Here is a 23,588-nt window from a genome sequence, read left to right on the forward strand (position 1 = left end):
CAAGCCCGGCCTCAAAATTTGCGCGAAAAGCGCATGGGAGGCCGGATTTGTCAAGGCAAGCGGCTTCGACAGGACATCCGTTGTAAACTTGGGCGGCACAATGGATAGCGATATCCTCTACCGCTACGTTTACGGCAAATGAGATCAGGATATGCAAAACCAGAAGCTCTTTCTGACACCTCAAGAGCGCAGCCGCATCGTCAACCTGCTTGACGCGGCTCGCATAGACGATTGGGCGCGGTTCAAAGCCCTCTCCGACGGTGACTTTCCGAACGACGAATCGATGCGGGAGCAGTTCGACGGATCGCGGCTCATAATCGACTACGATCGTATCGACCCGGAACAGCAATTCGCTGTTGGCGTAGATCCCGACGGTTTCCGGCTCATCACCGGTCAGTTGCCTCCGCGCGACGATCAACGGCAACAGGTGATCATGACGATCTATAGCAAGAACCTAAACGACGGCCCGTTCATAAGCGTTTGGACCTTCCACGAAGAGTTGGACATATCCTCGCTGTAGTTTGCCGGGAATTGCTGCTGGCGTTGGCCAGGGCGATGGTCCAAGAAGGGATCACCGACACGTGATCGCCTCTTCATGTCCTCCATCCGCCCGATGATCCCGCTTCTTCTCGCCGCAGGCATACTGCTCGGCGGCAATGGGCTGCAGAGCACGCTGATCGCGCTGCGCGGCGCGCAGGAAGGGTTTTCGGCTTCCGACATCGGCCTGATGGGCACCTTCTACTTCGCCGGCTTCCTGCTCGGCTGCCTTGCCATCACCCGCATCATGAAGGCGGTCGGCCATATCAGGGCATTTTCGGCGCTGGCGGCAATCGCCTCGGTCGGTACTTTGCTCCTGGTGCTGGTCATCGATCCGGTGATGTGGTGCGCGGTGCGCCTAGCGGGGGGTTTTTGCTTCGCCGGGCTGTTCACCATCGTCGAAAGCTGGCTGAATTCCGGCGTCAGCAATCACGACCGGGCACGCGTGCTGGCGATCTACCGGATGGTCGACATCGGTTCGGTGACATCAGCCCAGTTCCTGATCCCGATCTTCGGCGCCGGCGGTTTCGCTATCTTCGCCATCATGTCGATGATGATCACCCTATCGCTGGTGCCGGTGTCGCTCGGCGACCGCTCCAACCCGACACCACCCGAAGAGGTCAAGCTCGACCTGGCGCGCGTCTGGCGGATTTCGCCGCTGGGCTGCTTCGGCTGCATCGCGGTCGGCGTCACCAACAGCGCCTTTCGCACCTTGTCCCCGGTCTATGCCGAGCAGATCGGCATGTCGGTCGCCGATGTCGTCACCTTCGTCAGCGTCGGCATTTTCGGCGGCGCCATCATCCAGTATCCGCTGGGTTACCTTTCCGACCGCTGGGACCGGCGCCGGGTGCTGTTGATCACAACCTGCTGCGCGATGCTTTCGGCACTGGCGCTGGTGTTCATTGCCGGCAGCAATCCGGCGCTCAACTTCATTTTCATCTTCATCTTCGGCTGTTTCGCCATGCCGCTCTATTCGCTGTCGGCGGCGCATTCCAACGATCGTGCCGACACGGGCGAGTTCGTGCTGATCAATGCAGCGCTGATGCTGTTCTATTCCTTCGGCGCGATTGGCGGTCCGTTCGCCGCCTCGACGGCAATGCAGTATTTCGGACCGGGCGCCCTGTTTGTATTCAGCGCAGTGGTCTACGCGATCTTCATCGCCGTCATCCTTTACCGCATGCAGGCCCGGTCCGGCGTGCCGGCGGGCAGGCGCGGCCGCTTCATTGCGCTCCTGCGCACTTCAACGGTTTTCGCACGGCTGGCCAAAAGAAACAGCGATTCCGATGGGCCGGCGGAGCCGTGACCACGGTGCCAAAGCTTGACGAAAGCCCCGGCGGCTGAAATCTAGGAAGACCTTACTCCTGCCAAAAGCGATTTGATGCACGTCATCACCACCCAGAAAGAACTCGAGACCGTTCTCGCCGCTTTCGAAAAGTCGGATTTCGTCACTGTCGACACCGAATTCATTCGAGAAACGACGTTTTGGCCGATCCTGTGCCTGATCCAGATGGCCGCTCCCGGCGTGACGGCACTGATCGATCCGCTGGCTCCCGATATCGACCTGAAGCCGTTCTTCAGGCTGATGGCCAACGAGGCGGTGGTCAAAGTCTTCCACGCCGCGCGGCAGGACATCGAAATCATCGTCCATCTCGGCGATCTGGTTCCGCATCCAGTGTTCGACACGCAAGTGGCGGCGATGGTCTGCGGCTTCGGCGACAGCGTTTCCTACGATCAGCTCGTGCAACGCATCACCGGGGCCCGGCTCGACAAGTCGTCGCGCTTCACCGACTGGCGCCACCGGCCGCTTTCCGACAAGCAGCTTGACTATGCGCTGGCTGACGTCACCCATCTGATCGAGGTCTATCAGCACCTCAGCGCCGAACTGGCGCGCGAAAACCGCGCCCATTGGCTCAACGAGGAAATGGAGGTGCTGACCTCGCGCGAGACCTATGATCCGCACCCCGAGGACGCCTGGAAACGGCTGAAGATGCGGCTGCGCAAGCCGCAGGAACTGGCGATCGTGCAGGGCGTTGCGGCGTGGCGCGAGCGCGAGGCGCGCGAACGCGACGTGCCGCGCGGCCGCGTACTCAAGGACGATGCGATCTACGAGGTGGCGCAACAGGCGCCGCGCGACGCGGCAGCCCTTGGCAAGCTGCGCACTACCCCAAAAGGCTGGGAGCGCTCTTCGACGGCAACGGCGTTGCTTGGAGCGGTCAACACCGCCCTTGCCCTGCCCAAGGAGCAGATGCCAAAGCTGCCGAAGAGTTTCCAGCCGCCCGAGGGCTCGAGCGCCGCGGCGGAACTGTTGAAGGTGCTGCTGCGGATCGTCGCCGAAAAGGAAGGCGTCGCCTCCAAGGTGCTGGCCTCCAGCGACGACATCGACCGTATCGCCGCCGAGGGCGAGGACGCCGACGTACCGGCCCTGCAGGGCTGGCGGCGCGCGGTTTTCGGCGAGGCCGCGCTCAAGCTGGTGCGCGGCGAGATCGGCATCAAGTTCGACAAGCGCAAGATTGCGGTGTTCGACCTGTAGACGTCCCTCGCGGATTTTCCTTCTCCCCTTGCGGGAGAAGGAAAAGGTGCCCTGCTCAAACCATGCCGAGCAGGTGCAGCGCGAACCAGATCCATCCCAGCAGGAGAATCCCCGCACTGACGAAGAACGAGCGGCTGCGCAGCAGCAGATTGTTGCTGGTCAGGTGAACCCAGGCGTGGAAATAGCGCGATGCGACGAAAATCCACATCAGCGCCAGGGTCAGATAGTTGACGCCGTTGGTCAGGTGCAGCGTCAGGCACAGCACATAGAACAGCACCGGCAGCTCGAACTGGTTGGTGAGATTGGCGGCAACGGTGACGCCGGAGGCCGGCTCGGTCGAACGCACCTTGAACTGAGCTGGCTTCGCCTCGCCTGACCTGATTGCGCCGTATCTGCGGCGACCCAGGATGCAGTAGACGATGTAGATCAGCAGCACATGCGCCAGAACAGGCCAGAAGATCGTGGTCTGGTTCACGAAGTTTCCCCTACCCGGCTGAGCTTTGCGCGCGGCATCAGGCCAGGCGTTTCTGGCCTGCCAGCCAGAAGGCGGCAATGACGATCACCGGGACGGCGAAAAGCGCGAATTTGGTGACGGTGAGCGCCGAAGCCAAAGACAGCGAGTCCGGATTCGCCGACAGGAAATCGGACAGAAGCCGCGCTACCGCGATGTTCTGGGCGTAGTCGGCAAGCGTGTAGGGCAGCACCAGGACCAGCGCGAAGATCGACTGCAGCTGCACCGGCTGCACGCGGAAAGCCTTCAATCGCCGGCCGGTGGCCAGGATCAGGCTGACCAGTGTCACTGACAGCAGCGCCGGGAACAACAGATCGAAGGTCAGATAGTGCCAGACGAGAATGATCTCGCCGCCGCGCCGGCCGAGTGCCGTCAGCCAGGCCATGCCTTCGTCCGGAGTGAAACCGAAAATACGCATGTCGAGTGATGGCAAGCCGCCGCTCAACTGGCGGAAGTAGAGGAATTCCATAGCCGTCATGGCGATGAAAACGACCGCCGACAGGAAACAGAGTGCGCCTGCGTGGCGCGGCAGCCGCAGGATCGTTGCCGTCAGGCTCCGCCCGAGCCCGTACTGGTCAGGCTCCGCCGGGATAGTTCGGGCTTTCGCGGGTAATCGTGACGTCATGGGCGTGGCTTTCACGAAGTCCGGCATTGGATATGCGCACAAAAGTGGCGCGCTCGCGGAAATCGGCAAGATCGCGGCCACCAACATAACCCATAGCGGCTTTCAAGCCGCCCGCAAGCTGGTGCAGCACGCCAGACACAGGTCCTTTGTAGGGAACCTGCCCTTCGATGCCTTCCGGGACCAGTTTCAGCGTGTCGCGCACCTCGGCCTGGAAGTAGCGATCGGCGGAGCCGCGGGCCATGGCGCCGACCGAGCCCATGCCGCGATAGGCCTTGAAGGAGCGGCCCTGGTGCAGATAGACCTCGCCCGGGCTTTCGTCGGTTCCGGCCAGCAGCGAGCCGATCATGGCCGCACTGGCGCCTGCGGCGAGCGCCTTGGCCAGATCGCCGGAATATTTGATGCCGCCATCGGCGATCACCGAGACGCCGGATTTGTGCGCCGTCTCGACCGCCGACATGATGGCTGAGAGCTGCGGCACGCCGACGCCGGCAACGATGCGGGTGGTGCAGATGGAACCCGGGCCGATGCCGACCTTGACGGCGTCGGCGCCGGCGTCGATCAGCGCCTGCGTGCCCGCGGCGGTGGCGACATTGCCAGCCAGGATGCGGACGGAGTTGGATAGTTTTTTCGCCCGCGTGACGGCGTCGAGCACGCGCTGCGAGTGGCCATGCGCGGTGTCGATCACCAGAAGGTCGACGCCGGCATCGATGAGGCGTTCGGCGCGCTCGAAACCGTCATCGCCGACGCTGGTGGCGGCGGCGGCGCGCAGGCGGCCCTGTGCGTCCTTGGTGGCGTGCGGATTGAGCTGCGACTTCTCGATATCCTTGACGGTGATCAGTCCGACGCAATTGCCTTGCCTGTCGACGACGACCAACTTTTCGATCCTGTGCTGGTGCAGGAGGCGCTTGGCCTCGTCCTGGTCGACGTTCTCCTTGACCGTGATCAGGTTGTCACGGGTCATCAGTTCATGGACCTTCTGCGCCGGATCGGACGCAAAGCGCACGTCGCGATTGGTCAGGATGCCGATCAGCCGGCCGATCTTGTGGCCGCCGCTGCCGCCGTTCTCGACCACCGGAATGCCCGAGATCGAATAGCTGCGCATCAGGCCCAGCGCGTCGGCGAGCGTCGCGTCGGGGCCGATGGTGACGGGATTGACCACCATGCCGGATTCGAATTTCTTGACCTGCCGCACCTGCTCGGCCTGTTCGGCCGGCGAGAAATTGCGGTGGATGACGCCAATGCCGCCGGCCTGGGCCATGGCTATGGCAAGCCGCGCCTCGGTGACGGTGTCCATCGCCGCCGACAGGATCGGCACATTCAGGTCGATGTCGCCGGCGATGCGGGTGCGGACATCGGTTTCGCCAGGCATGACCTCGGAATGACCCGGCTGCAGCAGCACGTCGTCAAAGGTCAGCGCCAATGCGCCGGTGGACGTTTCGATGATTTTTGCCATGGCCAGTCCCTTGAACATAAAAACGGTGGGGGAATACAAAAAAGCGCTGGACCGGAATGGACAGCGCCGACTCGTTTCTTCCCTTTCAGGATTGGCGCTGGCTGGTACCACGTCCAAGCACCGATGAAAAGCGGATGATTTCACGCTCCCGGAAAGGTGACTTTCCGGCGAAGGGATGCCAGCTGTGGTTGCCGGTCGCACAAAAGTGACAGCAAATTAATGCGACATCCCGGCGAAGGCATGATAACCGCCCGCCTCAAGGCCGACATGCAACCGGCAACGCAACATTCAAGTCTGGACGCGTTCCTTGAACCGCACCATTCCGCTCATCCTGGCGGTCGCCCTTTTCATGGAAAACATGGATTCGACCGTCATTGCGACATCGCTGCCGGCGATCGCCATCGACATCCACACCAGCCCGATCGCGCTCAAGCTGGCGCTGACCGCCTATCTGGTCTCGCTGGCGATCTTCATTCCGATCAGCGGCTGGATGGCCGATCGTTTCGGCGCCAAGAACATCTTTCGCGCCGCGATCGCTGTCTTCATCGTCGGCTCGATCGCCTGTGCGCTGTCCGGTTCGCTGCCGGCTTTCGTGGTCTCGCGCTTCCTGCAAGGCATTGGCGGCGCCATGATGACACCGGTCGGGCGGCTGGTGCTGGTGCGCGCGACACCGAAGAGCGAACTGGTCGCGGCGATGTCCTGGCTGACCGTGCCTGCACTGGTCGGGCCGTTGGTCGGCCCGCCGGTCGGCGGCTTCATCACCACCTACTTCACCTGGCACTGGATCTTCCTGATCAATGTGCCGATCGGCCTGATCGGCATCTGGCTGGCGACGCGTTTCCTGCCGGAGACCGAATCGATGGAGACGCCGCCGCTCGACTTCCTCGGCTTCGTGCTAAGCGGGCTGGCGGCATCCGGCGTGGTTTTCGGCCTGTCGGTAGTGAGCCTGCCCTATTTGCCGCCGGCCACCGGCCTTATCACCGTAGCGGTCGGCCTGCTGTCGGGCGCGCTGTATCTGCTGCACGCGCGGCGCGCCAAAAATCCCTTGCTGGCGCTCGAATTGTTCCGCAACCAGGTGTTCCGCTCCTCGGTGCTTGGCGGCGGACTGTTCCGCATCGGCATTGGTGCCGTGCCGTTCCTGCTGCCGCTGATGTTCCAGATCGGTTTTGGGCTGACGCCGTTCCAGTCCGGCATGATCACCTTCGTCTCGGCGATCGGCGCCATCGGGATGAAGTTTGTCACCGCGCTGATCTTCCGCGTCGCCGGCTTCCGCCGCGTCCTGGTTGTCGGTTCTCTGGTCGCCGCCGCCTCGATCGCCATCAACGGCCTGTTCACACCCGACACACCCTATCTCTTGATGCTGGCCATGCTGCTCGTCGGCGGCTTCATCCGCTCGATGTTCTTCACCGGCGTCAATGCGCTCGCCTATGCCGAGGTTTCGGCTGAAGACACCAGCAAGGCGACACCGATCACGGCGGTGTTCCAGCAGTTGTCGGTCGCGCTCGGCGTGGCGCTGGCCGGCGGAATCCTGGAAGTGTCCACAAGCCTGCACGACCGGTCACTGACGCTGGCGGATTTCCACACCGCGTTTTTCGTCGTCGCGGCGATTTCGGCCGCCGCGTCGCTGTCGTTCATGCGGCTGGCGCCCGATGCCGGCAACGCCATCTCCGGCCACGGCCGCCTGACCACACCCAAGACGCTGGAAACGAGCACGGCGGGGAAGTAGTTTCCTCTTGCCTTCTCCCCTGTGGGAGAAGGTGGATCGGCGCGAAAGCGCCGAGACGGATGAGGGGTGTTCCAGCGGAGTGAAACGTTGGCGCTCCCTGGAGCTCATCCGTCGCCTTCGGCGACACCTTCTCCCAGGGGAGAAGGAAGATCTCGCCCTTTGAAATCCTTGGCCAAGAGATAAAGCTCGACCGATTCATCCCGCGACGCCGGCGGCTTGACGTGATGGACCGAGCGGAAGTTCTTCTTGAGCATGGAGAGCAGTTCGTTTTCGGCGCCGCCCTGGAAGGTCTTGGCGAGGAAATGCCCGCCCGGTTTCAGGACGGAGAGCGCGAAATCGGCCGCCACTTCGCACAGATGCATGGTGCGGATATGGTCGGTCCGCTTGTGGCCGGTGGTCGGTGCCGCCATGTCGGACAGCACGATATCGGGATCCCCACCCAGCGCCTCGGCCAGCTTCTGCGGCGCCTGCGGATCGAGGAAATCCATCAGCAGCACCGGTGCGCCGGGCACGGCGTCCATTTCGAGATAATCGATGCCGATGACATGCGGCTTGTCGGCCGTCGATTTCGTCCGCGCGGCGGCGACCTGGCACCAGCCGCCGGGGGCGGCACCGAGGTCGATCACCTTCATGCCGGGTTTCAACAGATGATGCTTGTCGTCGATCTCGATCAGCTTATAGGCCGCGCGTGAGCGATAGCCGTCGGCCTTGGAGCGCTGGACATAGGGATCGTTGATGTGGCGCTGCAGCCAACGGCGCGACGATTCCTTCAGCCCGCTCTTCTTCTTGATCCGCGTCTTCAGCACGCGAATGCTGGCGGATCCTGGTTTTTCCGGTTTCTTGGTCATTGCCTGATTTCTGGTCCGGGTTTTCTCGCTCGTCGAGTTGTGTTCATTTTTCGACGTCTGCGCGTTTCGTGAACGGCTTCCCCCACTCCGTCTCGGCTTCGCCGAGCCACCTCTCCCCCCTCCGGAGGGAGAGGAAGGGAGCCAGCCTGCATAAGTTCACGCCTTTCCTCTCCCCCGTCGATCGGGGAGAGGTGTCGAGCGAAGCTCGACGGAGTGGGGGTCGACTGTTCACGCTTTGCCACGCCCATCGTTGCGCCAGACGCCGTCATCGGCCATCAGTTCGCTCAAAATACCTTCGCGCAGGCCACGATCGGCGACTCGCAGCCGCTCCGACGGCCATACCGCGCGGATCGCTTCGAGGATAGCACAGCCGGCCAGCACCAGATCGGCGCGATCGGCACCGATGCAAGGATTGGCGCAGCGCTGCTGGAAATCCCAGCCAACCAGTCTTTCGACCATGCGATCGACGCTGTCGCGGTCCATCCACAGCCCATCGACACGGCGGCGATCGTAGCGCTCGAGCTCAAGGTGGACACCGGCGAGCGTCGTCACCGTTCCCGACGTGCCCAGCAGATGGAAATTCGGGCTGGCCTTGAGATGGCTCAGCCGGTCGCGGCCGTCGAAGCTGGCCAGCCGGCCGGCGACATCATCGACCATGGCGGCGAAGATCTCGCGCGTCACTGTGCGGCCGCCGAAGCGCTCCGCCAGCGAGACGACGCCGACCGGCAAAGACGTCCACGACACGATGTGATTGGCGAGCCTTGGCGAACGGCGGCCGGCGAGATCGATCAGCGCGATTTCCGACGAACCGCCGCCGATGTCGAACAGCACGACACCTTGCGTATCGCGCTCGACCAGCGAGCCGCAGCCGGAAACCGCCAGCCGCGCTTCGGTCTGGCGGTCGATGATCTCAAGCTTCAAGCCGGCCTCGCGTTCGACGCGGTCGATGAACTCGACGCCGTTTTCGGCCGTACGGCAGGCCTCGGTGGCAATCAGCCGGGCTTTTCTGATCTTGCGGTTGCGCAATTTGTCGCCGCAGATTTTCAGCGCCTCGACCGCGCGGTCCATCGCCGGCTGGCCGAGCCGGCCATTGGCGGTGAGCCCCTCGCCCAGCCGGACGATGCGAGAAAAGGCGTCGATGACGCGGAACTGGCCATGCCGTGTCGGCACGGCGACCAACAGCCGGCAATTGTTGGTGCCAAGGTCAAGCGCCGCAAACACCGGAAGCTCCTGGACCGGCGGCCGACGGGCGCTCTGTTCCGGCCGTGGCACTACAGCGGCGGGCGAGGCCACCGATTCCGACGGTCTGTGGGCCTCCGCCGCCGGGACACCGGTCTTGCCCGGCGCCGGCGATCGATTCTCCGTGGGACGCGCTTCGTCGCGCGCAAAAACCTTGCGCCCGCGCCTTCGCTTGCGCCGCTTCTTGGGCTTGCCTTTGTGGGGTGCGTCGCCCGCCTGCCCGTCTGCGGAGCGGAGCTCCGTCGGGCGGCGTTGCTGCCAGCTTGCGTTCCCCGGGTCAGCCGACCGCCGGGAAGCGCTGGACACGCCCACCTCCGGCGCGCCGGCGCCGGTGTCGTGGTCTTCCACTATCGTTCCTTCCGGCGCCGCGCGAACCTATGATGGACGCAGCAGGCGCTTCAGTGTTTTAAGTTGCCGCCAGACTAACAGCGCCGCGCCCGATCACCAAGAGCCGCATGCCGAATTTTGCCGGCAGGCCGCTGACCGCCGTTCCAGCGCGGCCGCTCACTGCGGCAAATCTTGCCGGCCGGCGCTGCGACAAGGGTTCGCGGTTGAATAGCCGGCTTCGATGAGGCATTTCTGAAATGAGCGGAAGAATCCGGCAAAACCGGCCTCCCACCAGCCACGAAAAGGAAGCGGACCCGCAACGCATGGCAGTCAGGCAATGAACTGGAGACGCTATTTCTGGCCGGTCGTCGGCATCGCCGCGGTGATCTTCTCGCTGCTGCTGCTCTGGCACGAATTGCGCGGCGTTTCGCTCGACGATGTGTGGGACGGTATCACGGCCATTCCGACCCGCGGCTGGGTTCTTGCCGCGCTGAGTTCGATCATCGCCTATGCCTCGCTCGCCGGTTACGACCACATCGCGCTCCTGCACATCGGCAAGCGCGTGTCGTGGCTGTTCGTCACGCTGTGCTCCTTCACCACCTATGCGCTGTCGCACAACATCGGCGGTTCGGTGTTCTCGGGCGCCGTCATCCGCTACCGCGCCTACGGTACGAGGGGCCTGACCGGACAGGATGTCGGCGTGCTGGTGGCGGTTTGCTGGATCACCTTCGTGCTGTCGACGATTTTTGCCTCGGGCCTGGTTCTGGTGTTCGAGCCTGAGATACTCGACCGGTTTTCCGGCATCGCCCATCATGGCCTGTCGGAAGCGGCCGGCATCGCGATGCTGCTGCTCGTCGCCGCCTATGTCTTCGGCAGCTGGCTGCATCTGCGCCCGCTGAAGGTCGCCAGTTTTCAGCTCCACTATCCGGCGCTGCCGATCGTCGCGCGGCAGTTGCTGATCGGCCCGATCGAACTGCTGGCCGCCGCCGCGATCATCTTCTTTGCCCTGCCCGCAGCCCACAATCCCGGCTACTTCGTCATACTGGGCGTCTTCCTCGTCTCCTTCTCGATCGCGCAGATCTCGCATGCGCCGGGCGGGCTCGGCGTGTTCGAGGTGGTGTTTCTCGCTGGCCTGTCGGACATGGATCCGGTCGGCGTGCTGGCGGCGCTGCTGGTGTTCCGGCTGTTCTACCTGATCATCCCGCTGATTCTGGGCCTGGGCGTGGTGCTGTTCTTCGAACGTTCGCAGTTCAGCCGGACGGAGGGTTGAGACGCGGGATTGGACTGGGAGCTGCGCGCCGGCATCTGAAGTGGGCGTCTGAAATCACGTGACGAAACGTGCCATTGAACCACAGAGCAGGCTTGACTATTTTCCGCTGGCGGCTACAAGGCAGCGCTCACAGCGGCTTGCCCGCTCGGCCCGCACGGTTCATGACCGCGCCTGCTGGGGAATAGGTTAACGGTAGACCCACGGACTCTGACTCCGTTAGTCCTGGTTCGAATCCAGGTTCCCCAGCCAGAACCTTGTTTTTTCATTGGCGCGAATTTGCCTATCCCCGCACAAACGGGCGCGCGATGTCGGAAGACAACCAGTTCCTCTTTCGTAGACTTGTGCCGGAACACCTTGAAAGCCGGATGGGCTGCAAGGAGATCTACTGCAACTTTTAGAACCTGGGTGATAAGAGCGGCCCAGCAGCGCAGCGACGCGTTTTTGGCTGCCACATAAAGATTGGCAGGGGAGGCTCGGGCGGGCGGTCGACGGCGGGACACTTGGATATCTTCAGAACCATGAGGGAATCCCGAGGCTCGCCTCCGGCCATACGACAACACTGCGAAACCGATAGATTTTAGAACCCATGTGTCCGCCCATGCTTCCCATACAGTTGTGCTGTTGCAAATCGACCAATAACCCTGCACGGTGCCACTCAAAGCGTTGAGGATCAATTTATGCCTGATTTTGAAGAAGATGTGGACGAAATTCTCACGGAACAAGAAACGGTTCCAACAACTGCGAGTTCGCTTCCCAAATCCGACAACGAGATTGAGAAAGCGTATGCAGACATTTCCTTTCGCGTCGTATACCAATCGAACAACTTTTTTCTTCCACAAATTAGTCAATTAATAAACGGACGCGAGGTAATCAATCTACGCCCGGAATATCAGCGTAGACTGCGCTGGTCTCGCCAGAAAAAATCCCTTCTGATCGAATCTCTGCTACTAAATATTCCTATACCACCGATATACCTTTTCGAGAGTGATCTAGCCCGCTACGAAGTTATGGATGGACAGCAACGATTGAATGCAATCCACGAGTTTATTGAGAATGATTTCTCACTCAACGGTTTGGAAAAACTAGGTTTCTTGAACGGTCGCAGATACAAACAGCTTCCACCGCTAGTCCGGCGCGGGTTGGACCGCTCAAGCGTCAGTGCAATTGTACTTCTTCAAGAAACTAGATCGGATACCGACGATCCGTACCTTGTTCGACGATACGTTTTTGAGCGGCTGAATACTGGCGGAGAAAAGCTTAACCCTCAGGAACTAAGAAATAGTATTTACCGTAGTGATTTTAATAATCTCATCGTTAAAATGGCGAGAAACGACAACTTTTGCACGATATTTGGTATTCCTAAATATACAGAAACAGACGAAAACGAATATTATGAGAACCCAGATCGGCAGAACAACTCACTTTACAGCAAGATGGCCGACTGTCAGATCGTCCTGCGCTTTTTTACCCTTCTAGATGAGAAATATATCATCGGATCAATGAGATCGATGCTGGATAATTGCATGAAGCGCAATATGGCTGCTTCGACTCAGGAGTTGCAGGCACACCGGTCGCTTTTCGAACGGACTATCGAGGCATCCGCCAAAATATTTGGCAATGAAGCATTTCTGCTTCCACCTGATGAAAAGGGTATCCGAAGAATTTCTATCGCGCTTTTTGACGCGTTCACAGTCGCCATCGCTAGGCGTGAGCAGCGTATTCAAACATTCATCGATAAGAAGCAGCAGGTTCACGATGCAATTAATCAGTCGCTTGCACAAAACCTGGAGTTACTTACGGGAAAAGCTAATACCGCGGAGTCCGTCAGAGAGCGCATCAAGCATGTCGGCGGCCTCCTCGATGCAATCCCCGCCTAGCGCCGAATCGTTGGTGCCCGATATATCGTCAGGTCGCCTTGAAGCCATTGTATCCGACTTTCGGAAAGCCATCGATACTCTCCGGTCGGTTCTTGATTTTACTGAGACGAGCAGACCGTCCGGCAGTCTTCGCGTGGTGATATTCAATAATACGATTGTCGGCCTCACAGCTTGGATTGAGGAGTCGATACGGCTGATTTCCCAAGAATACCTGTCATTACTGGAGGAGAACATAGGTGATTTTAGGAAACTTCGGGCGAATATCCAGCAGTCTAACATCGATAGCGCGATATACATAATAAAGAATGCACGCAAATCCAATGATCACAACCTAGCTTCTCAATGCTCTAAGAATCTTTCTAATTGCCTTGACGGGTCGGCAGGATATTACCTTCACAAGGTGAATATTACATACAACCAAGGAAATTTTCGGTCCCAGCAATTCACCGACGCGTCCAAGTCTATAGGACTGGAGAAGATATGGGAAAAATTGGCAAACTCCCACCTTGTTGAACAATTCACAGGTGCGTCAAAGATTGAGACGCGCGTGACTGTATTAATTGCAAAATGGAACGAGATATTCGACGAAAGAGACCTCGTGGTTCATCGAGTGTCTCAAGCGAGCGGCTGGGGCCCGGAACGGATTCGGCAGGCGATTGACCTGAGCTACCTAGTGGTCTCGCGACTAGCGGAATGCCTAGCAGCGGACTGCAATAGCTTTGTCTTCGAATTGGCGAAAAACTCCGATCAGAGACTGCTACGAGCCTCCAGCGCTAGCGCAGACGAAACGTGACAACCCCACAAAAGGCACACCCACACTGCCAATGAAAGTTCCGATAGGCAATTGAAAATATTCATTTTCTTGGTTCGCAAGTCTGAATCAATCCAGGTTCCCCAGCCAGAATATTACCGCGCACCGCCTGTGATGTTCATCCCATGAACTCATTCGTCGAGCTTGCCGCCGCCTTGCGTATCAGTCGCACCTCGCGCATCACTTTTGGGCTGATTGTGGCAGGCGAGATTCCCTGAGCAAAAAAGATTGTTGGCCGCCGGTACGCGCTACTGGCTAAGCTCCGTGAAGGTTCCTCCACGAGGCCGCGTCATGCTCACTGACAGCCAGTACATTCTCGAACGCATCAGCCAAGGCTGCGTGACGCTCTCCGACGACGAGTTCGTCATCGACAGACTGGTCAAGTATTTCGGCAACGGCAGGATCCGCTGGCATGTCGAATTCCGTGGGCATCGCATCGAGCTGACGACAGGCCAGCTTAAGAAGCAGCCGACTTTCCGCAGGAAGATACTCGAACAGGCCGGGGTGCTGCCGCCCCAGCGTGCCGGAACCGACTACAGGCGATGGGCACTCGACCTGAGAAGGAATGCCGTCGAGCTTCCGTGGCGGGATAAGCCGGTGGATGTCGGCTTCGCCATCGACAGGCTCACCAGCCACGGCGACGGGCGCTGGACGGTCGAATACCAGGGCAAGGCCATCAAATTCACGACGACCAAACTCCGCAGGCAGGTGAGTTTCCGCAAACGCATGCTGGCCAAGGCCAAGGTGCTGCCGCCCGAGTTGGCCCCGGCTGCCTATCGCAAGTGGATGGACTGGCTCATTCAAAACGCCACCGAGGCTGCTCCGCAGGCCGGCGATGCTTTGGTGACCGAGAAAAGCTGGCTTGACGACCTGCCTGAGCTAGCCGGCTGGCAAGACGAAACGGTGCCCGAAGAGACCAGCTAAGAACGGCGATAGTCTCCAAATGCAAGCAGCGATGGCACTCGTTGCGTTTGCCATGCCTGCCAGTTTCGGCACACATTGATGGCGACGGAGTCTGACCAGAGCTGGCTCGCTGGCAATCAGAATTGAAATGAGACCACATGGACCGCTTCGACCTCGGTACCTACCGCCGCTCCATCTCCACTCGCTCCACAGAAACCCAGCGTTGGTTCGATATCGGCCTCAACTGGTGCTACGGCTTCAACCATGAGGAAGGCATCAAGTGTTTTGAGAAGGCGCTCGAAACAGATCCGGACTGTCGATGGTCCATTGGGGCATCGCCTATGCCGCCGGGCCTTTCTACAATCTGACCTGGAAGGAGCATGGCGAGGCCGAAGCCGACAGCGCGACCAAGCGCTGCTTCGAGCATGTCCAGCTGGCGCGGGCCAATGCGGCTGCCGCCAGTAAGATCGAGAAGCGGCTGATCGAGGCGCTGGCCGCCCGCTTTCAGAAGCCACACCGGGTGAGCCCGGACGAATTCGAACGGTGGGATGACGCCTATGCCGCCGCGATGCGGCTTGTGTACAGGGACTTTCCCGACGACCATGATGTGATGGCACTGCTGGTCGAAGCGCTGATGATGCGCACGGTGCGGCGGCTGTGGAACCTCAAGACCGGCGCGCCGGCGCCGAATTCCGATGTCGTCGAGGCGCTCGACGTCTGCGAGCGGTCGATCCGGCTTGCCGATGAGGCCGGCGCAGCACAACATCCGGCGATCGTCCACCTGCACATCCATCTCCTGGAAATGTCCACCATGCCGGAGCGCGGCATCCGGTCGGCGGATCTGCTCGGCGAGATGTGCCCCGATGCCGGGCACATGAACCACATGCCGGGGCACATCTATGTGCTGTGCGGCGAGTATGAGAAAGCCAAACGCGCCAGCGAAAAGGCGGTGCGCGCCAACGACCTCTATCTGGCCTATGCCGATGAGCCGACCTACTATTTGCTCGGCTGCTGCCACGATCTGCATCTGATGATGTTCACCTGCATGTTCCTGGGCCAGTACCAGCCTGCACTGTGGGCAGCCGACAGGGTGCGCAGCTTGGTCGGGCGCAACGTGGTCGCCATCCCCGGCCGGCCCAAGCTCACGCAGACGGTGGAAGGCTACCATGCGATGAAATCGCATGTGCAGGTGCGCTTCGGCCGCTGGCAGGAGATCATCGACGAACCGGCGACCGCGGAGCCGCGCCTCTATGTACTGACGGCGGCCATGCAGCACTACGCCAAGGGTGTCGCCCATGCGACTCTCAGGCAATTTGCTGAAGCCGAGCGCGAGCGCGAAGCGTTCCATCGGCATCTGAAAGGCATTGCGCCCGAGCGGCGCTTCCTCAGCAACCCGACGCAGGCTTCGCTGGCTGTCGGTGCCGCCCTGCTCGACGGCGAGTTGGCGTACCACCAGGGCCGGTATGAGGAGGCGTATGGCCATTTGCGGCAGGCGGTCGAGCTTGACGACAATCTGTCCTACACCGAGCCGTGGGCCTGGATGCACCCGCCGCGCCATGCGCTGGCGGCGCTGCTTCTCGACCAGGGTCACGCGCAGGAAGCAGAACAGGTCTATCGCGACGATCTGGGCCTGAGCGGCACGGTGCAGCGCTGTGCCCAGCATCCGAACAATGTCTGGGCATTGCACGGGCTTGTGGAATGCCTGAAACGGCGCGGCGAGACCGATGAATTGCCGACATTGCAGACAAGCCTTGCAGCGGCGCTGGCCAAGGCGGACGTACCGATCACCTCGTCCTGCCTGTGCAGGACGAGCGCGCAGCAAGGCTGCTGTCACTGACGCGAAGTCTGCCTGTCGCCACTGTTGCGGCCGATCGGCTAGAGCAATTCCAGGAAAAGTGTGAAACGGTTTTCCGTCCGGAATTGCGTCAAAACAAGGAGTTAGAGCGGGTCGCCGTTTCCGTGAAACGGTGAACTGCTTTAGCCAAACAAATTGTCGACCAGATCGTCGTTGGCGGTGGAAACCTCGCCGCCCGGGTATGTCACCTGCCGATCAGCCAAGGCTCCATGCTGCGTCGTCCCACGCCTTCGATCAGCACGGAGCAGTCTATCTCATCGTGAAGTTGGGCGTTTGGGTCAGACGAAAGCCAGGAAGCATAGGAGCGAAGCTGCTTGAGCCTGGCTGTTTTCTCAAGCCGTGCCTGGCGCTCATCCTCGGCTGGTTGAGCCGGTCCTTTGTTCTTCTGGGCAGGAAATTGCATCCTGGCTCTCCTCGGTCACCGAGCCTGTGGAGACGGACTCAATCGGGCGTTGGCCCGTTGTCGCTCCGGTCTCTGCGGTTCTGAAGCCAACACATGCGCTGACGGGAGTCGCCATTCATCTTGATGATGGCGGACCCTTATCAACAATGCACCCGCGCCACCGCCGGGTGCTCCTGGTCCGGGTTCACTGCGCGCACGGCACTCGGCAGTCGGACGCAACTGCAGGAAATGGAACCAGATCGGCCGTGCGACGTCATAGAAGCAGGTGCCCATACGGGAGTGTGACCTCCATGATCAGGCTCGTTCTTGCCGCGGTCGCCATGCTCGTCATCGCATGCGATGCAACGGCGGCGGCAAAACTGGACGCGGCCGCCGTCAACAACGCCCAATTTGACGGCAGCGAAGCGAAAGGCGTCAGTGCGACCGTGCTGAAGGCGCAAATCCTCCTGGATCGTGCACGCTTCTCGCCAGGCCTGATCGATGGCCGCCAGGCAGAGAACTTCACCCGGGCAGTCAGTGCGTTCCAAGCGGCCAACGGATTGCCTGCCGACGGCAAGCTCACCCGCGAGACATGGGACAAGCTGGTCGCGACCTCCTCGCGCCCCGCGATTGAGACCTACGATTTGACACGCAAGGATGTGCATGGGCCGTTCACCAGGCGAATTCCGGCACGCATGGAGAGGATGGCCCGCCTGCCCAGGCTGGCTTACCACAATGCCCTGGAAAAGATGGCGGAGCGCTTCCACATCAGCGAGCAACTGCTTGAACGGCTCAATCCCGGCATCGGCTTCAGGAGGGCGGGGCAAAAGCTGCTCGTGCCAGCTGTCACCCGAGGTGATCCGCCGCAAGACATCGCGAGCGTCGAGGTCGACAAGAGCGCTCGCCAGGTTCGGGTGCTTGACCCTTCGGGCAAAGTGCTTGCGACGTACCCCGCCTCGATCGGAAGCCAGGAGAAGCCCGCGCCGAGTGGCCAGGCGGAGGTCAAACGCGTGGTGCACCACCCAACCTATCATTACGATCCCGAGTTTGCCTTCAAGGGGGTGAAGACCAAGCGCCCCTTCACGATCGCTGCCGGGCCAAACAATCCGGTGGGATCGGTCTGGATCGACTTGTCCATCGATAGCTACGGCATTCACGGGACGCCGGACCCAGGCAAGATCGGAAAGACCTTCTCGCATGGTTGCATCAGGCTGACCAACTGGGATGCCGAAGACCTCGCCTCTGAAGTGCAAAAAGGCACAAAGGTCGTCTTCAAGGACGAAGCGGCAGGATCGGTCGAACAAGGATCGCAGTAGGTAGGCGCTACGGCCTACCCACTTTCGACCGTGCGACTAGTCACACGGTCGTGTGACTGGCGTCGCCGAGGGCGTGGAGCGGCCCCTTACCCCAGCCACTTCTCGTAGTCGGACACCAGCAGATGGATCGGGGCAACGTCTTCGTCGATGTTGGAAAAACGCCCGATCGGTTCGCGAAACACATTGTCGGTGAGATCGTCATTGACGGTCGAGACCTCACCGATCAGCACGTCCTTGCTCTCGGCCCAGAAGGCATGCCAGACGCCGGGCAGCAGCGTGACGCTCTGGCCCGGGTCGAGCTTCAGGAGCCCGCCCGCAGGCAGCCTGTGGATGGTTCCGTCGACCGGCACCGAAACCTCGGCCTTGGGATCGATGCCGCCGTCGCGGTCGTGCATGAACAGTTCCAGCACCAGCTTGCCGCCGCCACGGTTGATGATGTCCTCGGCCTTGATGTTGTGGCGATGCATCGGCGATAGCTGATCCTTGCGCGAGATCATGATCTTCTCGGCATAGAGCATGCCCATGCCCTTCTTCATGTCCTCGTAGCGGCCATTGCGAACGGTGAACAGGAACAGGCCGAGTTCCCTGAATTTCTCTTGCCCGTAATCGGTGATGTCCCAGCCGAGCCGCGAGGTGAACACCGCCGACGAGTCGACCTGGCGCGCCTTCGCCTCCTGCGGCGACCAATAGGCGAAGGGCGGCATGATGTAGCCGAACGAGCGGATGAAAGCGTCGGCTTCGCGGATGATGTCGTTGATGGCGGAGCGCTTCATGATCATGATCCCTTCGTATCGATTTGTCTGGCAAATCGCATAGCCGAACGTCGATGCGGTGTCGATCCATCTCGCCGCCCTGCCCGGTCTTGCGCTTAGGCGCATGAACCACAGCTCCGCTTCGCTGGCCGCGTGACATCGCGGATTTTCAGGGCCATAAAACCCGCGGATTCCTCATGGGGTGAAAGATGATGCCGACCGTCCACGACCTCGATACGCCGTCGATTCTCATCGACGCCGCGCGCGCCGAAGCCAATATTGCCCGCGCCCAGGCGCATGCCGACAAGAATGGGCTGAAGCTCAGGCCGCACATCAAGACGCACAAATTGCCCTATTGGGCGAAGAAGCAGGTGGCGGCCGGCGCCGTCGGCATCACCTGCCAGAAGATCGGCGAGGCCGAGGTGATGGCCGATGCCGGGCTGGCCGATATTTTTCTTCCCTACAACATCCTTGGGCGCGCCAAGCTGGAGCGGCTTCTGGCGCTGCACGGGCGCGTCACCCTGTCGGTGACAGCGGACAGCATGGAGACGCTCGAAGGGCTGGCAACCACCTTCACCGATGCCGGTCATCGTCTACCGGTGCTGGTCGAATGCGACACCGGCATGGGACGCTGCGGCGTGCAGTCGGCCGATGAAGCGGTTGCGCTGGCAAGACAGATCGACAGAGCCGGTGGCCTCGCCTTCGGAGGACTGATGACCTACCCGGCCGCCGGGAAGGCAACGGAGGCCGAAGCCTGGCTCGCCGACGCCAAGCAGGCGCTGGCCGCATCGGGCCTCGCCTGCGAACGCATCTCCAGCGGCGGCACGCCGGATATGTGGCGCTCCAGCGATACATCTGTTGTCACGGAGTATCGTCCAGGCACCTACATCTATCTCGACCGCTATCAGGTCGCCAAAGGCGTCGGCACGCTCGACGATTGCGCGCTGACGGTGCTGTCGACGGTGGTCAGCCATCCCACCGCGACGCGCGCTATCCTCGATGCCGGCAGCAAGGCGCTGTCCAGCGACACGCTGGGTCTCGCCGATTTCGGCGAGTTGCCCGGCGTGCCGGGAGCGCGGGTGACGGGCCTGAGCGAGGAGCACGGCACCGTCACGCTTTCGGGTGACGGCAAATTGCGCATCGGCGAGCGCGTGCGTGTCGTGCCCGACCATTGCTGCGTCGTCACCAACCTGTTCAACGAGGTCAATCTGATCGACGGCGACAAAGTGCTGGAAACGCTGCCGGTGGCGGCGCGCGGAAGGATAGGGTGAGACCGACGCGCCCGAACTGAACGCCAGATACACTCAGCGTTGAAGAACTGGACCCAGCGCGGCTTTCAATGGATCGAGGGCGTCGCCATACAGTTTCCAGCGCTCGACCGATGATGAATAGATCGGCTGGCGCACCTGCCAGCGGCTCGGCGTCCGCACCGTGCGCTCGGTTTCATGGAAACGGAGGCAGGCATCATCCCATTCGATCCCGAGGAACCCGATCAATCCACGGGCGCGGTTTTCGAAATCGGACACCGTTTCTTCATAGGGCATGTCGAGGATATCAAGTGGAATGACCTTGGCCCAATGGCGCATCAAGCGATCATACTGCCGGTAATACTGCCCGAGCTTGGTCAGATCGGCATTGTAGCCATGTGCTTCGGAAAAATTATGCATGAAGCAGGACGTGCAATTGTCCATCGGGTCGCGCCGGCAATGGATGATGCGGGCATTTGGCAAGATGAGGCTGATGAAGGCCAGCATCTCAAAATTATGCGGCATCTTGTCGACGACCAGCCGCGCCTTGCTGTTGCGCTTGCTGAGATCGTCAAGATATTTCGAGCCAAGCTCTTTCGCCTTGGCCGGAGTGAGTGCCGCCATGGCCTTGGTGAAGACAGAAGGATCGAGTTTGTCGAACCCGAGTTCACCGGCCAACGAGCGAATGGTCGACAGTTCGCCCGCGCCATAGATATCGCGATGACTGGCGCATATCTGCTCGGTCAGCGTTGTTCCCGACCGCGGCATGCCGACGATGAAGACCGGGCGTCTCGACGGATTTCCCATTTTCGGCCGCGCCGCGAAGAAGTCGGCATCGAAAGTGCCGATGAAGCTGTCGTAAAGCTGGGTGTGCCGGTCAATGTCGAAATCATTGCCGGAAATTGCCTTGGCCTGCGCGAAATGGCGGATGGCCAGGCGATACTCGCGCTGATCGTTGAGGATCTTGCCGGCGGCGTGGTGCAGCACCACCCGCTCGCGATCGGTTGTCATGGGCAATTCCAGGCGAGCCCGTATTAAAGGCAACGCTGGATCGTCCTTGACCGCCCGGCGCGCCAGCGCCATTCCGGCCAGCGCCTCGACATGGCTCGGGTCGATGGCAAGCGCGCGGCCAAAACATTCGACCGCCTCGGTCTGCCGGCCTATGTCGGTGAGCAGATCGCCCATACCGGCAAGGGCTGTCAGCGATTGGCTGTCTACCGCCAGCGCCCGGCGATAGAAACCTTCGGCGATGTCACCCTCGAGCTGGCTACGGTAGGACCGGCCGAGATTGCACAAAGCTTCGATGAGCCGGCCGTCAAGCGCGATCGCTTTCTTTAGATGTTTACGGGCGCGCTCGATGTCGCGGGTGACATTGTAGGCGTTGCCGAGATTGTTGCGGAAGATGGCATTGTCCGGTTCGAGCTTGACCGCCTTTTCCATATAGGCAATGGCGGCGTCATAATGCTCGGCCTCGATGGCCAGAGTGCCCATCAGGTTCAGCGCCATGGCATTTTTGGGCTGCGTGCGAAGCACCGTCTGGTAGCAAAACTCGGCCTCGCGAAAACGCTTGCGCCGTTGCAGGTCGATGCCGCGCTGCAATGTCTTTTCCGCCGGTTCACCGGCGGTCGGAAGAGAGGCTGGGATCATTGCCGGCAGACCCAAGGGCTGCCGGCGTGGCAAGAGCGGCATCCGTCAAATCCCGGTCGCGGCGTGCGACAGCCTGATCAAATCAGAATTTGAGGGTAACGCCCAGTTGGAGATTGTGGGAATACAGCTTGGCATTCTCGTATGTGCCGCCGCCATCATTGTCATCCAGATCCACGCTTGTCACCGCCTTGAACCGGTAACCGAAGTCGAGGTCGACATTCTGCGTTACGGCGTAGGTAATGCCGGCGCCCACCTGGCCGGCAAAGCCCCAGCCGCCCGGCCCATAGCCATAGTCGTTACCGTCGAAATTCGTGTCTGCAGTAACGTAGGCGGCACCGAGGCCGCCGCCGACATAGAGCTTGGCATCGCCAAAGTGCGCGACGTCGGCCCAGACATTGGCGAGAAGGTAAGTAGCCGACAAGTTGCCGGAAGCCGGATAGTTATTCGGGCCGCCGTAATTGTACTCGCTTGCCTTGTAGCGTGCGTAGGACAGTTCGCCTTCGACACGGAACACATCGTTGATGCGTCGGCCGACAGCGCCGCCGATCACGAACCCGGTCTTAAGATCAACCGAATACTGGTCGCCATAGAAGTCGGTCTTCACATTGTTGGGGAAACTGGCTCCGCCAAACAGGGTGACATACCAGAGATCCTCCGCCCTCGGGGTGTCGACGATAGCATCGGCGGCGTGCGCCGAACTCCAGCCAAGTCCCAATGCGAATATCGATACCCCAGTCAGTAAACGCAATTTCATCGTTGATTCCCCGCCGAATAACAGTGACTGGCACTTGGCTCGGTTCAGGGGAAGATGTCAATGGACGGTCTAGTCGAGGCGACCTTTTGGGACATCTCGTTGCTGTACAGCAACACAGCAGCATTGTTTAGGCGAAAGCAGGAATAAGATTGCTGTTGGTTGCAATTCGAATGGCGAGAGGGGAAACCTAGTCCTGTCTTTCCGCCTGCCGAGCCGCGACCCTGCGCATGGCGATAATCCTGCGACGGCGGATTTCGGTGCGCATCGCCATCAGGTGCAGCGCGAAGAACAGCACGGTGAAGCCGAGCGCCATGACCAGCAGCGGCCACAGCAGGCTGGGGTCGATGGTGGAGCCGCCCATGCGGAACACCGAGGCCGGCTGATGCAGCGTGTTCCACCAGTCGACCGAGAACTTGATGATCGGGATGTTGATGAAGCCGACCAGCGTGATGATGGCGGCGGCCCAGGCGGCGCGGCTGGCATCGTCGAGCGCACGGGTCAGCGCGATGATGCCGAGATACATCAGGAACAGCACGAAGACCGAGGTCAGCCGCGCATCCCAGACCCACCAGGTGCCCCACATCGGCTTACCCCAGATCGAACCGGTGATCAGCGCCAGCGCGGTGAAGACCGCACCGATGGGGGCGGCTGATTTCAGCGCGACATCGGCCAGCGGATGCCGCCAGACGAGCGTGCCGAGTGCGGAAACCGCCATCAGCGTGTAGCACATCATGGCCAGCCAGGCGAAAGGCACGTGGATGTACATGATGCGAACGGTGATGCCTTGCTGGAAATCCTCAGGCGCGGCGAAGCTCATATAGAGCCCGACGGCGAGGATCAGTGCGGCGATCGTGGCCAGCCATGGCACGACCTTGTCCGCCAGCCCGACGAAGCGCGTCGGGTTGGCGAGATCCATCCAGCTTGTCAGGCGTGAAGTCGTGTCGCTCATGCGGTTCTACATAAACCGCCGCGGCGTTC

19 protein-coding genes, 1 tRNA gene and 1 pseudogene are annotated in these 23,588 nt (G+C 60.9%); 12 read left to right on the forward strand and 9 right to left on the reverse strand.

Annotation, left to right across the window (positions count from 1 at the left end; genetic code table 11):
* The first annotated feature begins 151 nt into the window (after positions 1-151).
* From RPF88_RS11915 to rnd, 3 genes are all read left to right on the forward strand, one after another.
* Entirely contained in the window at positions 152-520 is a 369-nt protein-coding gene (locus RPF88_RS11915) for a hypothetical protein (protein WP_024504702.1), read from the forward strand.
* 75 nt (positions 521-595) lie between these two features.
* Positions 596-1,840 (forward strand): MFS transporter, encoded by a 1,245-nt coding sequence (locus RPF88_RS11920; RefSeq protein ID WP_337122468.1) that lies wholly within the window; start codon positions 596-598, stop codon positions 1,838-1,840.
* Positions 1,841-1,915: 75 nt separating this feature from the next.
* A complete protein-coding gene (rnd, locus tag RPF88_RS11925) occupies positions 1,916-3,067 on the forward strand; it encodes a ribonuclease D (protein WP_063167751.1) in 1,152 nt (383 codons plus the stop codon).
* 55 nt (positions 3,068-3,122) lie between these two features.
* Here the strand turns inward: rnd and RPF88_RS11930 are convergent, their stop codons facing one another.
* Genes RPF88_RS11930 through guaB form a run of 3 tightly spaced genes read right to left on the reverse strand, consistent with a single transcriptional unit; the run spans position 3,123 to position 5,656 of the window.
* Entirely contained in the window at positions 3,123-3,542 is a 420-nt protein-coding gene (locus RPF88_RS11930; protein ID WP_337122469.1) for an MAPEG family protein, read from the reverse strand.
* Positions 3,543-3,579: 37 nt separating this feature from the next.
* Positions 3,580-4,203, reverse strand: coding sequence for a hypothetical protein (locus RPF88_RS11935; RefSeq protein WP_082826435.1), 624 nt, complete (start codon positions 4,201-4,203; stop codon positions 3,580-3,582).
* Complete coding sequence (gene guaB / locus RPF88_RS11940; RefSeq protein ID WP_013532286.1) at positions 4,154-5,656, reverse strand: IMP dehydrogenase; 1,503 nt, start codon at positions 5,654-5,656, stop codon at positions 4,154-4,156. Before guaB ends, RPF88_RS11935 begins: the two co-directional genes overlap by 50 nt.
* A 307-nt stretch (positions 5,657-5,963) precedes the next feature.
* Between guaB and RPF88_RS11945 the strand changes: the two genes are divergently transcribed.
* A complete protein-coding gene (locus RPF88_RS11945) occupies positions 5,964-7,382 on the forward strand; it encodes an MFS transporter (protein WP_337122470.1) in 1,419 nt (472 codons plus the stop codon).
* Between the two features lie 104 nt (positions 7,383-7,486).
* Here the strand turns inward: RPF88_RS11945 and RPF88_RS11950 are convergent, their stop codons facing one another.
* Positions 7,487-8,230: an RlmE family RNA methyltransferase gene (locus RPF88_RS11950; RefSeq protein WP_013532288.1), complete on the reverse strand. Its 744-nt coding sequence runs from the start codon at positions 8,228-8,230 to the stop codon at positions 7,487-7,489.
* A gap of 228 nt (positions 8,231-8,458) precedes the next feature.
* Positions 8,459-9,817 carry a Ppx/GppA phosphatase family protein gene (locus RPF88_RS11955; protein WP_337122471.1) on the reverse strand — a complete coding sequence of 453 codons (1,359 nt, stop codon included), beginning with the start codon at positions 9,815-9,817 and terminating at the stop codon, positions 8,459-8,461.
* A gap of 316 nt (positions 9,818-10,133) precedes the next feature.
* On the opposite strand from RPF88_RS11955, the gene RPF88_RS11960 reads away from it, so the two are divergent.
* The 7 genes and pseudogenes from RPF88_RS11960 (at position 10,134) to RPF88_RS11985 (ending at position 18,210) form a co-directional block, all read left to right on the forward strand.
* Entirely contained in the window at positions 10,134-11,066 is a 933-nt protein-coding gene (locus tag RPF88_RS11960; protein WP_337122472.1) for a lysylphosphatidylglycerol synthase domain-containing protein, read from the forward strand.
* Positions 11,067-11,241: 175 nt separating this feature from the next.
* Positions 11,242-11,315 (forward strand) — tRNA-Gln (locus RPF88_RS11965).
* 428 nt (positions 11,316-11,743) lie between these two features.
* On the forward strand, positions 11,744-12,943 hold the full coding sequence (locus RPF88_RS11970) for a DUF262 domain-containing protein (protein ID WP_337122473.1): 1,200 nt from the start codon (positions 11,744-11,746) through the stop codon (positions 12,941-12,943).
* Entirely contained in the window at positions 12,927-13,736 is an 810-nt protein-coding gene (locus RPF88_RS33400) for a HEPN domain-containing protein (RefSeq protein WP_442921298.1), read from the forward strand. The genes RPF88_RS11970 and RPF88_RS33400 overlap by 17 nt, the downstream gene beginning before the upstream one ends.
* A 309-nt stretch (positions 13,737-14,045) precedes the next feature.
* On the forward strand, positions 14,046-14,678 hold the full coding sequence (locus tag RPF88_RS11975; protein ID WP_337122474.1) for a hypothetical protein: 633 nt from the start codon (positions 14,046-14,048) through the stop codon (positions 14,676-14,678).
* A gap of 137 nt (positions 14,679-14,815) precedes the next feature.
* Positions 14,816-16,494, forward strand: a pseudogene (locus RPF88_RS11980) (hypothetical protein).
* Positions 16,495-17,205: 711 nt separating this feature from the next.
* Positions 17,206-18,210: a L,D-transpeptidase family protein gene (locus RPF88_RS11985; protein WP_442921299.1), complete on the forward strand. Its 1,005-nt coding sequence runs from the start codon at positions 17,206-17,208 to the stop codon at positions 18,208-18,210.
* A gap of 86 nt (positions 18,211-18,296) precedes the next feature.
* Here the strand turns inward: RPF88_RS11985 and RPF88_RS11990 are convergent, their stop codons facing one another.
* Positions 18,297-18,983: a D-lyxose/D-mannose family sugar isomerase gene (locus RPF88_RS11990; protein WP_224620259.1), complete on the reverse strand. Its 687-nt coding sequence runs from the start codon at positions 18,981-18,983 to the stop codon at positions 18,297-18,299.
* A gap of 191 nt (positions 18,984-19,174) precedes the next feature.
* On the opposite strand from RPF88_RS11990, the gene RPF88_RS11995 reads away from it, so the two are divergent.
* Complete coding sequence (locus RPF88_RS11995) at positions 19,175-20,233, forward strand: D-TA family PLP-dependent enzyme (RefSeq protein ID WP_337123873.1); 1,059 nt, start codon at positions 19,175-19,177, stop codon at positions 20,231-20,233.
* A gap of 33 nt (positions 20,234-20,266) precedes the next feature.
* Here the strand turns inward: RPF88_RS11995 and RPF88_RS12000 are convergent, their stop codons facing one another.
* The 3 genes from RPF88_RS12000 to RPF88_RS12010 form a co-directional block, all read right to left on the reverse strand.
* Entirely contained in the window at positions 20,267-21,856 is a 1,590-nt protein-coding gene (locus tag RPF88_RS12000; protein ID WP_245265431.1) for a tetratricopeptide repeat-containing sulfotransferase family protein, read from the reverse strand.
* An 82-nt stretch (positions 21,857-21,938) separates the two neighbouring features.
* A complete protein-coding gene (locus RPF88_RS12005; RefSeq protein WP_024505769.1) occupies positions 21,939-22,610 on the reverse strand; it encodes an outer membrane protein in 672 nt (223 codons plus the stop codon).
* Between the two features lie 187 nt (positions 22,611-22,797).
* A complete protein-coding gene (locus RPF88_RS12010) occupies positions 22,798-23,559 on the reverse strand; it encodes a heme ABC transporter permease (protein WP_024505770.1) in 762 nt (253 codons plus the stop codon).
* Positions 23,560-23,588: the final 29 nt, after the last annotated feature.

It is taken from the genome of Mesorhizobium sp. ISC11, assembly GCF_037162595.1.
GTDB classification, from domain to species: Bacteria; Pseudomonadota; Alphaproteobacteria; order Rhizobiales; family Rhizobiaceae; genus Mesorhizobium; species Mesorhizobium ciceri.